Annotated in this window: 18 protein-coding genes; all 18 read left to right on the forward strand. The window is 59.1% G+C overall.

Annotated features, from left to right (window positions below; translation table 11 throughout):
* The 18 genes from ACXX83_RS06460 (at position 1) to ACXX83_RS06545 (ending at position 15,155) form a co-directional block, all read left to right on the forward strand.
* Positions 1-1,488, forward strand: a complete 1,488-nt coding sequence (locus ACXX83_RS06460) for a terminase (protein ID WP_458547870.1) — start codon at positions 1-3, stop codon at positions 1,486-1,488.
* Positions 1,488-2,948 (forward strand): DUF4055 domain-containing protein, encoded by a 1,461-nt coding sequence (locus tag ACXX83_RS06465; RefSeq protein WP_458547871.1) that lies wholly within the window; start codon positions 1,488-1,490, stop codon positions 2,946-2,948. Before ACXX83_RS06460 ends, ACXX83_RS06465 begins: the two co-directional genes overlap by 1 nt.
* Positions 2,923-4,014 carry a minor capsid protein gene (locus tag ACXX83_RS06470; protein WP_458547872.1) on the forward strand — a complete coding sequence of 364 codons (1,092 nt, stop codon included), beginning with the start codon at positions 2,923-2,925 and terminating at the stop codon, positions 4,012-4,014. The genes ACXX83_RS06465 and ACXX83_RS06470 overlap by 26 nt, the downstream gene beginning before the upstream one ends.
* A 63-nt stretch (positions 4,015-4,077) precedes the next feature.
* A complete protein-coding gene (locus ACXX83_RS06475; RefSeq protein WP_458547873.1) occupies positions 4,078-4,362 on the forward strand; it encodes a hypothetical protein in 285 nt (94 codons plus the stop codon).
* A 219-nt stretch (positions 4,363-4,581) separates the two neighbouring features.
* Positions 4,582-4,740 (forward strand): hypothetical protein, encoded by a 159-nt coding sequence (locus ACXX83_RS06480; RefSeq protein ID WP_172435756.1) that lies wholly within the window; start codon positions 4,582-4,584, stop codon positions 4,738-4,740.
* A gap of 177 nt (positions 4,741-4,917) precedes the next feature.
* Entirely contained in the window at positions 4,918-5,637 is a 720-nt protein-coding gene (locus tag ACXX83_RS06485; RefSeq protein WP_458547874.1) for a hypothetical protein, read from the forward strand.
* An 11-nt stretch (positions 5,638-5,648) separates the two neighbouring features.
* Positions 5,649-6,596 carry a major capsid protein gene (locus ACXX83_RS06490; protein ID WP_458547875.1) on the forward strand — a complete coding sequence of 316 codons (948 nt, stop codon included), beginning with the start codon at positions 5,649-5,651 and terminating at the stop codon, positions 6,594-6,596.
* A gap of 49 nt (positions 6,597-6,645) precedes the next feature.
* A complete protein-coding gene (locus tag ACXX83_RS06495; RefSeq protein WP_458547876.1) occupies positions 6,646-7,218 on the forward strand; it encodes a hypothetical protein in 573 nt (190 codons plus the stop codon).
* Between the two features lie 58 nt (positions 7,219-7,276).
* On the forward strand, positions 7,277-7,780 hold the full coding sequence (locus tag ACXX83_RS06500) for a DnaT-like ssDNA-binding protein (protein WP_458547877.1): 504 nt from the start codon (positions 7,277-7,279) through the stop codon (positions 7,778-7,780).
* Between the two features lie 225 nt (positions 7,781-8,005).
* The gene (locus tag ACXX83_RS06505) at positions 8,006-8,377 is read left to right on the forward strand and encodes a hypothetical protein (protein WP_458547878.1); all 372 of its coding nucleotides are present in this window, start codon (positions 8,006-8,008) and stop codon (positions 8,375-8,377) included.
* The gene (locus ACXX83_RS06510) at positions 8,374-8,970 is read left to right on the forward strand and encodes a hypothetical protein (RefSeq protein WP_458547879.1); all 597 of its coding nucleotides are present in this window, start codon (positions 8,374-8,376) and stop codon (positions 8,968-8,970) included. The genes ACXX83_RS06505 and ACXX83_RS06510 overlap by 4 nt, the downstream gene beginning before the upstream one ends.
* A gap of 190 nt (positions 8,971-9,160) precedes the next feature.
* The gene (locus tag ACXX83_RS06515; protein WP_458547880.1) at positions 9,161-9,577 is read left to right on the forward strand and encodes a phage tail terminator-like protein; all 417 of its coding nucleotides are present in this window, start codon (positions 9,161-9,163) and stop codon (positions 9,575-9,577) included.
* 69 nt (positions 9,578-9,646) lie between these two features.
* Positions 9,647-10,303 carry a phage tail protein gene (locus tag ACXX83_RS06520; protein ID WP_458547882.1) on the forward strand — a complete coding sequence of 219 codons (657 nt, stop codon included), beginning with the start codon at positions 9,647-9,649 and terminating at the stop codon, positions 10,301-10,303.
* Between the two features lie 3 nt (positions 10,304-10,306).
* Positions 10,307-10,687, forward strand: a complete 381-nt coding sequence (locus ACXX83_RS06525) for a phage tail assembly chaperone (protein ID WP_458547883.1) — start codon at positions 10,307-10,309, stop codon at positions 10,685-10,687.
* A gap of 47 nt (positions 10,688-10,734) precedes the next feature.
* Positions 10,735-11,007: a DUF1799 domain-containing protein gene (locus tag ACXX83_RS06530; RefSeq protein WP_458547884.1), complete on the forward strand. Its 273-nt coding sequence runs from the start codon at positions 10,735-10,737 to the stop codon at positions 11,005-11,007.
* 27 nt (positions 11,008-11,034) lie between these two features.
* Complete coding sequence (locus ACXX83_RS06535; RefSeq protein WP_458547885.1) at positions 11,035-14,058, forward strand: phage tail tape measure protein; 3,024 nt, start codon at positions 11,035-11,037, stop codon at positions 14,056-14,058.
* Positions 14,058-14,396 (forward strand): phage tail protein, encoded by a 339-nt coding sequence (locus tag ACXX83_RS06540; RefSeq protein ID WP_458547886.1) that lies wholly within the window; start codon positions 14,058-14,060, stop codon positions 14,394-14,396. The genes ACXX83_RS06535 and ACXX83_RS06540 overlap by 1 nt, the downstream gene beginning before the upstream one ends.
* Positions 14,397-14,405: 9 nt before the next feature.
* Entirely contained in the window at positions 14,406-15,155 is a 750-nt protein-coding gene (locus ACXX83_RS06545) for a phage minor tail protein L (RefSeq protein ID WP_458547887.1), read from the forward strand.

Below are 15,155 nucleotides of genomic sequence, written 5' to 3' on the forward strand. Positions count from 1 at the left end.
ATGAAGCCCGAGCACATGAAGCTGCTCCGGGATCGATTCTGGCGTCTGAACAACCTCTACTTCATCACCGACAAGCAGGGGAAGAAGGTCCGCTTCCGCATGACGCAGGAGCAGGTCGATTACTTCCAGGGGATGCATACCCGAAACATTATCCTGAAGGCGCGGCAGCTGGGCTTTACGACTCTGGTCTGCATCGTGCAACTGGATGCGGCGTTGTTCGAAGCTGCGAAGTGCGCACTGATCGCTCACACCTTGAACGACGCCAAGCGGCTGTTCCGGGAGAAGGTCAAGTACGCCTACGACAATTTGCCCAAGGAGATCAGGGCAGCCAACCCGGCACGCAACGACGCTGCCGGAGAGTTGGTGTTCAGCAAGGGCGGCTCGCTCTACGTCTCGACCTCATTCCGGGGCGGCACGCTGCGTTACCTGCACGTTTCCGAGTTCGGGAAGATCTGCGCTAAATTCCCGCACAAGGCGCGGGAGATCGTCACCGGTGCCTTCGAGGCCGTGGCCGCTGAATGCTTCGTCACCATCGAGTCGACAGCAGAAGGTCGGGCCGGATACTTCTTCGACTACAGCCAGTCTGCCGAGAAGCAGCAGATGGCCGGCGTGCCACTGGGCCTGCTGGACTGGAAGTTCTTTTTCTTCAGCTGGTGGCGGAACCCGCTCTACTGGCTGGACTCGACCGACGTCGTCATCCCGGACCGGCTGACCAAGTACTTCGACGACCTGGCCGCCAAGCACGGCATCGTCACAAACCCAGGCCAGCGCGCCTGGTACAGCGCCAAGGAAAAGACCCTCGGCGAAGACATGAAGCGCGAATACCCATCGATACCTGCCGAAGCATTCCAGCAGACGATCGAGGGTGCCTACTACGCCAAGCAGTTCACCAAGTTGTATGCGGCCCAGCGCATCGGCAAGCTACCAGACAACAGCCACTTGCCGGTTCACACCTTCTGGGACATCGGTGTTGGCGACTCCACGGCAATCTGGTTCGTTCGGATCGTTGGCGACGAATACCACGTCATCGACTTCTACCAGAACAGTGGGGAAGGCCTGCGGCACTACATGAAGGTGCTCAAGGATCGAGATTACACCTACGGCGAGCACTGGGGTCCGCACGACATCGACAACCGGGAATTCGGCAGCGATGGCAAAACTCGGCGAGAACTCGCCCGAGAGGGCTACGAGATCGACGGACAGCGTTATTCGATGACCTTTCAAGTGGTGCCGAAGCTCGGTATCGACGAGGGCATCGAGCAGGCTCGCGAAATCCTTCCTAAATGCGCTTTCGATGAAGCCAAGTGCGAGGAGGGCATCACCGCCTTGGAGAGTTACCGCAAGGAATGGGACGACAAACGTGGGTGCTGGAAGGACAAGCCCCTACACGATTGGTCGTCTCACCCAGCCGATGCATTCCGGTATTTCGCTGTCGCCCAGAGCGCAAGGAAGCCGGTCAAATCAATCAAAATGGGATTCGCACGCTAATGGCAGACGTCACCTACACCCGCCCGGAATACGACGCGGCACAGTCCCGTTGGCGGCTGGTGCGCGACGTGTGCAAGGGCTCCGAAGCGGTCAAATCCCGAGGCGATGTCTATCTGCCGAAGCCGAATCCGCACGATATCAGCCAGGAGAACGTCGAGCGGTACAAGGGGTACAAGCAACGCGCCGTGTTCTACAACGCCACCGGACGGACGAAACACAGTCTGGTAGGCGCGGTGTTCCGCACCTGGCCAACGCTGACTGCTCCAGGCGCTCTCGACTACGTGTCGAAGGATATCGACGGGCAGGGCGTGAGCATCTACCAGCAGTCGCAATCAGTCATCGGGCATCTGCTCGAAGTTGGGCGTCACGGGCTGCTGGTGGACTACGCGGCCGTGAAGGCAGGCACCGTGAGCAAGGCCGACGAGCAAGCAGGTCGCGCCCGTGCAAGCGTTGCCAGCTATACGGCCGAGTCCATCAGGAACTGGAAGACTCGCAAGGTCGGCGGTCAGCACCTGCTGAGCCTGGTCGTTCTGCGCGAAGAGGTAGACATCGATACCGATGACGGTTTCGGCAGTGAACGGGTTGTGCAGTATCGAGTGCTGCGCCTGGACGATACAGGTATCTACACGCAGGAAGTCTGGCAAGAAGGTGCCAGCGAAACATCAATGATCACTCCGCCTTTCACGCCACTGAATGGCCTTGGTCAACCGTGGAATCTGATCCCGTTTCAATTCTTGGGCAGCGAGAACAACGACACCAGCATCGACGATTCGCCGCTCTACGACATGGCCGTGCTCAATATCGGCCATTATTGCAACAGCGCGGACTACGAGGATTCGGTGTGGTTCTCTGGTCAGCCACAGTTCTGGATTTCTGGTCTTGATGAGGCCTGGCGCGATCACTTGGAAGCCAACGGCATTTATGTCGGCTCGCGGGCTCCGCTGACGCTCCCGGCCAACGGTTCGTGCGGATTTGCTCAGCCTGAACCGAACACGCTCGTCAAAGAGGCCATGGACGCCAAGAAAGAGGACATGGTGTCGCTCGGCGCCCGACTGATTGAACGCGGCAGCGCGGTGAAGACCGCGACCCAGGCCGACAACGACAGCGCCGCCGAACACAGTGTGTTGTCTTTAGTTGTGAGCAACGTTAGCGAGGCCTACAGCCAGTGTCTGGTCTGGATGGCTGAGTTCGTGAATGCCACGGGTGTAACGCTCTACAAGCTCAATCAGGACTTCAGCCAGATCACCCTGGACGCAACGATCCTGTCCGCACTGTTCAACGCAGTGCAGGGCGGCAAGCTGCCGGCGGGCGACTTCTGGCAGTACCTGCGCGATCGAGGCGTGATTGATCCCGAGAAGACTGACGACCAGATCCGCGACGAACTGGAAAGCGAGAACCCCGGGCCTGATCTGGATGACGACGAGGTAATCCCGAATGGCCGTAAACCAAGCGATCCTTGATGCCACGATCAGGCACGCGGTTTTCCTCGAGCAACTGAAATCCGGCGAGGTGGCGAAGTTCGGACCCTTCCTCAAGGAAATTGATCGGTCGATCCGCGAGCGGCTGACCCGGGCCGACCTGACGGATTACACCGTCGCTCGGCTAGAGCGCCTGCTGAGCGAAGTCGACAGCCTGCTGCTGGGCATCTTCGACCGGTATAGCGAAAAGCTGAACCTCGACCTGATCGACATTGCCAACTACGAGGCCGAGTTTGAAGCAACGAGCCTGACCCGAGCGGCGCCGGTGGGTGTCTCGTTTGATGCGGCAGTGCCGGGTGCTGCCGCGATCAGGGCGGCCATCCTCACCAACCCGCTCAGCGTGCGCGGTGCGGACGGCGGCAAGCTGCTCAAGTCGTTCATTGATGGCTTCACCACTACCGAGCGGCAACGCCTCACGGGCGCGATCCGGCAGGGCTTCTTCGAAGGTCAGACGAACTTCCAGATCATCAAGAACATTCGCGGGACCAAGGCACTCCAGTACAACGACGGCATCCTGGCCACAACCAACCGGAATGCCGGTGCAATCGTGCGGACGGCGGTGCAACACGTCGCCACCCAGGCACGCATGGAGACGCTGAAAGAGAACTCCGATGTTGTGCTGTCGGTGGAGTGGGTCAGCACACTGGATTCCAAAACCACCAGCCAATGTCGGACGCTCGACAAGCGGCGGTTCAAACTGAGCGAAGGGCCGCGGCCACCGATCCACATCAACTGCCGATCGACCGTTGTTGCCGTGACCCGCTTCAGCGCCCTGTTCGCCAAGGACGCCACTCGGGCATCCATCGGTGATGCTGGAGCCCAGCAGGTGAGGGCGGAACTTTCGTACTACGACTGGCTCCAGCAGCAACCGGCAGCGTTCCAGGACAAGGCCATTGGCCCGGTTCGCGCCAAGCTTTTCCGCGAAGGCGGCCTGAGCATCGAACGGTTCTCCGAACTGCAGCTTGATCGCAACTTCAAACCCTTGACGCTCAAACAGATGAAGGTTCTTGAGCCGCTGGCGTTCGAACGGGCTGGATTGTCTTTGTAGCCAGACGTTAGGATCGGGTCCTTCGCTCAATTTCTAGAGCGACGCAACCAAAGGATCTGGGTTATGGCTGCCCCATATGATTTTTCTCTCCCGCAGGAGCCTGTGGATGAATGTCTTAACAAGCAAACAGACCATCAGCTGGAAAGAAATTATGCCCAAGGTACACACAACGTTTACGAATTGAGCGACGCGCAGTTTGATGAGGTGTACAAACTCGTCGCAGGAAGCGGCAATTTCTTCACTGGTGACTGGGTTGAAAGCAGACCGGTGACAATCAATGGTGAAGCGCTGATGTGGCTCAAGCAGCGAGGCGACCACGTTAGAATCATCGTTCCCGCTCACACTTAGTTCGGATCAACTTCCAACGGTCCAACATTGTAAAAGAGTCACTATTATCAGACCCCGGCCTCCGCTGGGGTTTTGTATGTCCACAGGCAGGGCCTGCATCCTCGTTACTGTGAGGTAACAGCCAAACGGTCCTGTTAACGCATCGTTGTTCTGTGATCGTTGACGGAGGGAACGGATCTGCATATACAGTCCGTTCTTTCAATTTTGTTTCGGTAAGTCATGAGCGAAGAACGAGATATTCCCGAGCCCGAACACGACCACCTGCTCGATCATGAATTCCATGATGACGAGTCATGGGTTGAAGAAGACGCTCAGGCAATTGTTGACGAAGAAGATGATGACGTTGATTTTCTTGATCAGATAGATCAGGACGACTGACACAGAAATACTTAACACCCCCAAAACCCGTCCATCCGCACGGGTCTACAAGCTTTGAATCAAGCCCTGGCAGCCGCCGGGGTTTTTTATGCCAACGGTTTACACAGGCCTCGTCAATGACGGGGCTTTTTCATATCTGCGGGCAGGGCCTGCAAATCGTCTCTGGGAGACAAGCAAATGGGTTTGAAATATCAGCTGGACACTCTGGATGGTCTCGATGACTCCGTTAAATCGCTCTACACCGAGAAGGAAGGAAAGTTTGTCCTCGGTATTGAAGGCTTGCCCCAGCCTGAGGATGTCTCTGGCCTGAAGTCCAAGGTCCAGGAACTTCTGGACGAGAAGAAAGCCGCCGACAAGGCGCGCAAGGATGCTGAAGAGCAGGCCCGCCTCGATCGCGAGGAAGCTGCTCGCAAGTCCGGCAATGTCGAAGAGCTCGAACGATCCTGGACTGAAAAATACAACCGCCGCGAAGCTGAGCTGAACGGCATGCTGGAGCAGGAGCGTGGAACGCTGAGCGGACAGATCCGGGATCTGACCGTTGGCCGTACCGCTACTGACATCGCGTCCGCCTTGGCAATCCCAGGCAGCGCAGAAGCCCTGCTGCCCCACATTGAGCGCCGTCTGAGTGTCGAGCAGCGTGACGGGAAGCCTGTGGTTGTCGTGCTCGATAAGCAGGGCAAGCTTTCGGCGTCTTCACTGGACGAGCTGAAAGCAGAATTTGCAAACAACACCGCCTTCGCGCCGTTGATCGCGGGTAGCAAGGCATCTGGCGGCGGGGCCGGAGGTGCTGGAAATGGCGGTGGGGCCGCTCTGAAACGCTCTGAAATGACGTCTGTGGCCAAGCGTGAGTTCATCACCGCTAACGGCCAGGACGCTTACCTGAAATTGCCCAAATAATGGAGTAACCCATGGCGACAACCGTCAACTCGGACATGATCGTTTACAACGACCTTGCCCAAACCGCCTATCTGGAGCGTATCCAGGACGTTATCGACGTTTTCAACGCATCCTCCAACGGCGCGTTGATTCTGGACAACGAGCTGATCGAGGGCGATCTGCGCAAGCGTGCTTTCTACAAGCTCGGCGGCGCCATTGCTCACCGTGATGTCAACTCTGTCGCGGCCGTTGCCGGTCAGAAGATTGGTTCCGGCGAAATGGTCGGTGTGAAAGTGCCCTTCAAGTATGGCCCTTACGAAACCACCGAAGAGGCGTTCAAGCGCCGCGCACGCTCACCGGAAGAGTTTTCCGAGCTGGTCGGTATGGATTACGCCGACGCAGTGCTGGAAGGCTATATCCAGTACGCAATGGCTGCTCTGAAAGCCGCCATCGGCGCGAACGCCAACATGGTTGCAACCGCCAGCTTTGCCACCGATGGCAAGAAGGCGTTGACCAAGGGTATGCGCAAGTTCGGTGACCGCTTCGGCCGCATTGCACTGTGGACCATGGACTCGGCGACCTACTTCGACATGGTCGATCAGGCCATCACCGAGAAGGTCTACGAAGAAGCCGGCGTGGTCATCTACGGCGGCCAGCCGGGCACCATGGGCAAGCCTGTCCTGGTGTCGGACACCATCCCCGCAGAAACCATCTTCGGCCTCCAGGCGGGCGCGATCAAAATCACCGAGTCCCAGGCTCCTGGCTTCCGTTCGTACAACATCGACAACCAGGAAAACTTGGCGATGGGCTTCCGAGCTGAGGGCACCTTTAACCTGGACCTGTTGGGCTACAGCTGGAAGGACTCCACCGGTGGCGTGAACCCGAACCTGGCTGCAATCGGTGCTGGTGCAAACTGGACCAAATACGCAACCAGCGACAAGGTTACTGCCGGCGTCCTGATCGATCTGTCTGCACCTTAATCGGCTTACTCGCAACGGGCGGCCTTTAATGGTCGCCCTGGAGATATTCATGGAACTCATCTATTCCGCTCAGAAGTCGGATTTCGATCCGCAAAAGCGCTACCGAAACCCAGAGCACTTCGAACGACCAGAAGCCGGCGTGACCTGCGTTCTGGTGGTTGGCGACTGGCCGAACGTGGTTGATGCCTACGAGAATGTCGGCGTCGAAGTGACGCAGGAGGAGACGGCGCCTCGCCAGGTGCTGGTCGTTAGTGCTGGTAACAGCCAAGTTGAACTGGAAGAGTTGATCGGCAAGCTGCGCGTTGAAAGCGATACGATCCGTTTATTGGTCGATGGTTTGGAAACCGGCGAGATTCAGAAGCCAGAAGCCGGCGAACTGGCAATCCGACTGTACGATGCGCTTGATCACATTCGCATCCAGATGAACGAGTTGGCCGGAAAGCGTGATGAACTCGCAGCGGACAACGGGAAGTTGCGCGAGGAGCTCGACGCACTGAAAGCGGGCCAAGGGCCGGAAGTTGAAGAGCTGAAGGCCCAGCTCGATGCGGCCGGCGTGACCTACCGCGCCAATGCATCGAAAGAATCCCTGGAAAAGCTCGTCGCCGAGCTGCCCAAGGCGTAATAATTCGGGCTTCGGGTTGTCCGACGCCCGATCTTTGAAACACACAGCGAGATGATTCATGGCTCTCATTGTTGAGGATGGCACCGGCAAGCCTGACGCCGAAAGCTATGCATCTGCAGAGGATCTGGTCCTCTACGCCGGCAAGTTCGGTGTGGCCATCCCGGCGGAAGAGCCGGCGCAAGAAGCGCTGCTGCGCCGGGCCGCTTTGGCGATGGATGGCATGAAGTGGAAAGGGCGAAAGTCCAACAGCGAGCAGGCCCTGTCCTGGCCGCGCCGTAGCGTCGAGTTGGATTACGAGATCAAGCCCGACAACTACCTGCCTGCGCGGATCCAGTACGGCCAGATGGCGTTGGCCGTCGAGATCCACATCGATGACGTCGATCCGATCGAGAAGCGCAAAGGCGCTGTAACGCTTGAGCGTGTCGAAGGCGCGGTAACTCGCGAGTACGCGACCATCCCTAACACAAGCGGCCGACTGTTGCCGGCGGCGCCGGACCGGCCGAGCGCCACGCAGTTTGCTGACTATCTTCAGAAGCGTGGGTTGTTTGCTGTTCGTGCTTAGTGTTGAATCAGATCCTCATAAACAGGAGTTGATTCATGGTAAATGAAGAGCTGAGCCCCCTCACAGAAGAGGAGCTGCTTGCATGGGATTCATATGCGGCAGCAGCGCTTGGAGGGATTACTGCCAGTCCAAATAATGCAGCCAAGAAGGCAGCGGAAGCTGCAGACGCTCTTCTCTTGCAACGCAGGCTGAGAGACCCCAACGCATAAAAATCTGGAGACCATCATGGCCACCTTCTACGACGAAATGGCCGTGATGGCTCTGGAGATGATCACAGAGTTCGGCCAGCCCGTGACCATCCGCGCGACCACTGTCGGCGAGTACGATCCGGAAACAGGCACCGCACCACCAGACACCGTCACCGAGCAGAACGCCCAAGGCATCCTGCTCGACTTCACCGGCCAGGAATTCCAGAACAACAGCCTCATAAAGCAGGGCGACAAGAAGCTGAAGATCGCCGCGCAGGGATTGGCCTGGGTGCCCGGCCTGCTCGACAAGGTGGTAGCCCAAGGCCGAACCTGGTCAATCGTTCCTCCGCTGAAAGAGGTCAACCCAGCCGGTACGCCGATCCTGTATGAGCTGCAGGTGCGATCGTGAGTCGGGCGGGCGCCGGACAGTCCGGCAGCTTCGCGCTGAGCCTGGCTGAATTCGCGGCTCAGGCCACTGAAGCCATCGACGTCAGCCTGCGCGAGATCATCATCGAGGTCGGCAGCAGCGTTATCCGCATGTCACCCGTGGGCAATCCAGAAATTTGGGCGCAGAACACCGTGGCCCGTCAGTACAACAAGGCCGTAGACGATCACAACAGTGACCTGCGCAGCGATCCGGCCAACCTGACGAAAGCGGGCCGCCTCAAACCGGGCCGTAAGTTGAACGACGGCATGGATATCGCTGCACCGGAAGGTTATGTCGGTGGGCGATTCCGGGCCAACTGGCACCTCTCAATAGATGTCGTCGAGAACGTCACATTCGACGAGGTTGATCCTGGCGGCCAAGAGACGATCGCGGCTCTGGTCTCAGCCGTAAGCGATTTCACTGCCGGCCAAACTGCCTACCTCATCAACAACTTGCCGTACGCGATTCCGCTCGAGTTCGGACACTCGACCCAGGCACCTGGCGGCATGGTCCGCATCACCGTGGCCCGCTTCCAGCAGATCGTGCTGAAGGCCATCAGGAACAACCAGGTATGAAGTACGAAGAAATTCCGGTTCACACGTTCCTCCGATATGGCTTATGTGACTGCGGAGGGCGATTGGTTGGAGTGGAGGATGCACCGATGCAAATGAGCATGCCTCCTCGCTTTCTGCATCAGTGCGCTTCCTGCACCCAGCAACAATGGTTGCAGGACAAGTCGCCGGCTCTGGTGACGAGATCCCAATCATGAGCCATAACATCATCGCCTCGATCTACGAGGCCAAGCTGATCAACTGGGCGAAGGCTTTGCCTGTGCCGCTCAAAGTAGTGGTCGAGAACGAGGCCTACACGCCAGTCGACGGCGCCACGTACCTGAAGGCGTTCACGCTGCCGGCCGATACCGCGAGCAACACGCTCGGCGGCGACCACAAGCTGTACACCGGCGTATTTCAGGTCAGCATCGTGACGCCCTCGGGCGAGTACCGCGGTGCGGCCGGCGCGCTGGCCGACCAGATCGCCGCGCTGTTCCCGCTGTACGAGCGGAATACCAAGGGCGCGCTGACCGTGGTCACCATGAGCCCGGTTGACCCCGGCCCCGGCATTCCGGACGACACCACTTACACGGTGCCGGTCTCGATCCTTTACCGCGCCGACACCAACTAATTCGCCCGATGGGCAACCCTGAACCCGCCATTGAGCGGGTTTTGTCATTTCTGAAAAGAGGAAAAACCCATGGGCTACAAGATTCCCAACGGCGGAACCTTCCAGCATGCTGCGACCTATGCAGCGGCGCTTGCGTTCACCGCGATTTCCAATGCGTCCGAAGCCGTAGCCACAGTTGTTGGCGCTACTCTGGCCGCCGGCGATATCGTCCTGCTCAGTTCTGGCTGGAGTAAGCTCGACAACAAGGTGGTGCGCGTGAAAGTGGCCACGGCCACCGCTATCACCCTGGAATCGATCGATACCACCGACACCCAGATCTTCCCAGCGGGTAACGGCGCGGGGACCATGCGAAAGGTGCTGACCTGGGTCCAGATCCCGCAGGTAACCGATCTGGCGTTTGCGGGTGGTGATCAGAACTATTTGGACGTGGTGTTTCTGGAGAACGACCAGGGCAAACAGATCCCAACCGACAAGTCCGCGGCGAGCATGGTGCTGACCATCGCAGATGATCCGGCCCAGCCTTTCAACGCTGTGCTTCTGGCCGCCGATGCAGGCAAGCAGGTGCAGGCGGCGCGCCTCAACCTGCCAGGCAATGACACGCTGCTCTACGGGGCTTACACCTCGTTCTCCAAGCAGCCCGCCGTTTCCCGCAACAACCTGCTGACCCGCACCGTCAATCTGGCGCTTCAGGCTGAGCCAACCCGATACCTGACTGCGGTGGTGTAACCCATGGCAAAGATCAGAATCGCCCAAAATCCGACGTTCAAGGCCATGGTGCTGATCCCTATCGTGGGCAGTGAGCCCGAGAAGATCGAGTTCACCTTCAAATACCGCGACCGGGAGGAGCTTGCAGCACTGTTTGATGAATGGAACGCCAAGCGCGACGAGTTCAAGGCTGGCCTGGGCGACAAACCTACGTGGTCTGAAATCGTAGCGGCTGACACCGAACAGCAATCGCAGCAGATCAAGGATCTGGTGATCGGCTGGGGCTTCGACGATAAGTTCGACGACAAGAGCATCCGTGCTTTCGTGAAGTCCTGCCATGGCGCTGCCGAAGCGGTGGTTAACGCCTATCAGGGCGCATTCAACCGGGCCCGTCTGGGAAACTAACCGACGCCGCGCGCGCGCTGTATGCGCCTGCGGCGCCGGTCGAGTTGATGAGTATGTTCGGCCTCTCATCAGGTGATCTGGAAGAAGAGACGGAGGTCTGGCCATGTAACTGGCCGGCCTTTCTGCTGTTCAACCGAATGTCCACGCAGTGGCGGGTCGGCACCGGTGGCGCCGTCGGCCTCGATTACAACTGCATTCGCGATGTAGCCGGCTTCCTCGGTATCAAGAAAAAGAAACTCGCTGAAATCTTTCCTGACCTTCAGGTGCTGGAAGGCGAAGCCCTGCGCGTGATGGCGGAGGAACGGGAAAACCGCCCGTAACCACGGGCACTTATTCAAGGTGAGTCGATGAACATTGCAGAACTCGGCGTCAAGATCGACTCGGCCGATGCAATCCAGGCAAAAACGAGCCTGGATGAGATGGCGAAGGCTGGCGGTCGGGCCGAGCAGTCTGCTGTTTCGCTGATGAACGAAATGCAGGCGCTGGAGAAGTCGCTTTCTACCAGCGCCAAGACCACACAGGACCTCGCTAAACAGCGAGACGCGTTGGCGAAGCTTACCAAGACTGGTGCTTATGGCGAGGCTGAGGCCGCGAAGATCTCGGCGCAACTCGATAAGCAGCAGGTGGCGCTGGCCAAGTCGGCCATGGACGAGCAGAAGGCGCTGAACAGCCTGCTGGGTGCAATTGACCCGGTCCGCGCCGCACTGGCGAAGCTGGATACCCAGGTCGAGCAGTTGGGCAAACATCTGGATGCCGGCCGGATCAGTCAGGAGGAGTACAACTCCGCCCTGGGCAAGATCGACAAGGACTACGACAAGCTCAACAAAACCACCACCGGTTTCGACAAGCTGCGCCTCGGGACACGGCAAGCACAGGAAAACGTCGTTCAGTTGGGAAATGCGCTGTCCTCGGGTGATTGGGGTAGCGGTGTTCGTGCGGTCGCTCAGTTGGGCGCCGGCGCGGGCGAGGGGGCTGCCGGATTGCTCGCGATCCTCGGCCCACTTGCGCTGGCAACCGCGGCTGTAGGTGGTCTCGCATACGCGTTTTACAAAGGTAGCGAGGAGCAGGACAGCTACAACAAGTCACTGATACTGACCGGCAACTACGCCGGTGTGAGTGCTGGGCAGCTTGGCGACATGGCTCGTCAGGTCAGTGCAACAGTTGGCACCACCGGGCAAGCGGCAGCTGTGTTGGCACTGCTGGCCGACAACGGCAAGATCGCCGGTGAAAGCTTCACGAGCATCACCCAGGCCGCTGTGTCGATGCAGGAAGCGACCGGCAAGGCCATAAGCGAGACGGTCTCCGAGTTCTCCAAGCTCGCAGACGACCCGGTAAAGGCGTCTGCCGCGCTGAATGAGCAGTACCACTATTTGACTGCGTCGGTTTACTCGCAGATTGCCGCGCTGGAACAGCAGGGCGACCATGCTGGTGCCGTGAAGCTGGCTACCGAGTCGTTCGCCGATGCGATCAATGAGCGAACACCGCGAATCCTGGAGAACCTGAGCTTTTGGGAGAAGGGTTACAACGCAGTTGCCCGCGCTGCTGATGGGCTGAAGAACATTGGCCGCAGTGATATCGGCGCCGATATCGAACAAGCGCGACGGGATTTGGCCCGCGCACAATCCGGTGATATTGGCTTGTTCCAAAACAAGCGGGAGATGGTCGATCTCTATCAGAATCGCCTCAACATGCTGGAGGATCAGAAGGCTGCGGAAGCCGACATCGCCAAATGGGAAGGGGAGCAGGCGAAAGCCCAGAGTAATGCCGTTTCGTCGATGGCGAAAATCGATGCTCTGACCAAGTCTTCATGGACGAATGAGCAGAAACGCACCGAGGCGATCAAGGAGTACAAGCGGCAGCTCGAAGACATCCGCAAGGTCGCGCCGAACGATCCGCGCCTAAACCAAGCGGCCATCGATAAGAGCCTGGCGAACATCAACGACCAGTTCAAGGATCCGAAAGCGGCCGGTTCGCAGGTCGATCTGACCGGGTACAACAACGCGAAGAACAACCTGGCAGCCATCAGCGAGGAGTACAAAAACGCCCAGAAGGAACTGGACGCAGCGCAGAAGGCTGGGCTTGTTTCTCAGGCCGACTACGCCCTGAAGCGCGAAGCCTTGATCGGCAACGAGCGAGACGAAATCACCTCCGCCTACGAGGCAGAGATTGCCGCACTGGAAGCCACCAAGGAGAAGAAGACCACCACTGCTGCGCAAAGCATCCAGCTGGACCAGAAAATCGCCGATGCGCGCGCCGGGATGGTCAAGACTCAGAAGGATGCGGATAGTCAGCTCGAGGTATTGGCCACGAACGAGACAGGGCGTCTTGCCCGACAAGAGCGGGCAATCACCACCTATGTTCAGGCCTTGGCCCAGCAACAGCGAGCGCTGGAACTGGCAGGGCAGCGTGCCGTACTCGGCGTCGGCCAGGGTGATCGCCAGAACGCACTCAACAACGAACTGAACAGCCAGCAAGATCGGTTCGCTCAGCAGTCGTTGGAGTTGGCAAGCCAGAAGTCCGACCCGTCGCGAAATATGTCGGAGGAGGAATTCACCCGCAAATCACAGGCTCTCGCCGGCGCGAACAAGGCTGCCACCGACCAAATCCGGCAGAACTATGCGGACGTGGAAAAGGCGCAGGGCGATTGGACAAGAGGCGCGACTTCGGCTTGGGCCAATTACCTGGATTCGGCCAGCAACATTGCTGGCCAGACGAAAACCCTATTCGGCAATGCCTTCAGCTCGATGGAAGACGCAGTCGTCAACTTCGCCATGACCGGGAAGCTGTCGTTTGCTGACTTCACCAAGTCGATTCTGGCGGACATGGCGCGGATCGCTACGCGGCAAGCCAGCTCGGCGCTACTGGGTAGTTTGGTCGGCGCGGCTACCGGTTACTTCACCGGCGGCAGCGGCAATGGTCTCGCCGCTGGTTCTGCGGGCGCGGTGTCGTCAAACGCCGGGGCATCTCAGGCGGGTTATCAAGGCGTCGACTTCTCAGGCTACCGGGCAGCCGGCGGTCCTGTGGCGCCCAACTCCCTGTACGAGGTCAACGAGCTCGGTCCGGAACTCTACAACGAGGGCGGCCGGTCGTTCCTGATGACCGGTGCCAACGGCGGTAGCGTCACGCCGTTGACGACCGGCGGCGGGCCTGCACTGGCCGCAATGTCCGGCGGTGGCGGCAACACGTACAACTTTCCGGTGGCGGTCTCGGTGCAGACCTCTGGGAGCGACGGGGCGGGAGGTTCGCAAGAGACAATCAACCAGCTTGGAAAAAGCATCCAGCAGGCAGCCAAAACCGAAGCGGAAACTGCGATTGCACGAGCGCTTCAGCCGGGCGGATCAATCTGGCGCCTGACAAATGGGAGGGGCTGATGGCCATCGAGAAATTCACCTGGCCAACCGAGCGCGGGGGGACACCCGATATCAATTATCGGGTGCGCACTTCGAAGTTCGGCGGCGGCTACGCGCAGAGTGTCGGAGACGGTCCGAACAACAAAGAGGACTCCTATCCGATCACCTTCACCGGCCAAGAGGCCAAGGTGTTGCAGATTATGGACTTCCTCGACCGGCACGCTGGGGCAAAGGCTTTCCTCTGGACAACCCCACTCGGCCAGCTCGGTCTGTTCACTTGCAAAAATCCCGCTCCCACACCGATGGGTGGCGGAGTTTTCAAACTCACGGCCACGTTCGAACGTGCATTCCAACCATAAGGGGCAATCATGCCGCTGATCAGTGATATCCAGATACTTGAGCCTGGCAGCGAAGTGTTGCTCTTCGAATTGGATGGCACGGACTACGGGGCTGATGTGTTGCGCTTCCATGGTCACGCCATCCCGCACACGCCGGCAGAGCTGATCGCCGCGGGCGCCGATGCCGATCAACTGCCTGCGAAAGCGATCTGGTGGCAGGGCGTGGAATACGGCGCCTGGCCGATGCAGATCGACGGCATCGAGGCGAATGGCGACGGCATAGCCGTGCGGCCGACGTTGTCCGTCGGCAACGTCTACGGGCGCATCACCGCGCTTTGCCTGGCGTTCCAAGACCTTGCGGATTTTAAGCTGACGATGCGCCACACGCTGGGCACGTATCTGGATGCGCAGAACTTCCCGGCCGGCAATCCGACGGCAGATCCAACTCAGGAGACGATCGAGGTCTGGTACATCGACCAGAAAACCAACGAGGACGGCGAGACAGTCAGTTGGGAGTTGGCCAGCCCGGGCGATGTGGGCGGCGAGTTCGTTGGTCGGCAGGCCACAACGTTGTGCCACTGGTGTCTCACCGGTAGCTATCGGGGGCCGAACTGTGGTTACACCGGCGGCTACGTCACAAAGGATGGCGTGCCGACTGACAACCCTGAACTAGACGAGTGTGACGCCACACTGGGCCGAGGCTGCATCCCGCGTTTCGGCGAGGGCAACCCACTGCCGTTTGGTGGCTTCCCCGCCGTTTCCCTGATAGCCCGGAGCTGA

The organism is Pseudomonas sp. GNP012 (assembly GCF_054343835.1).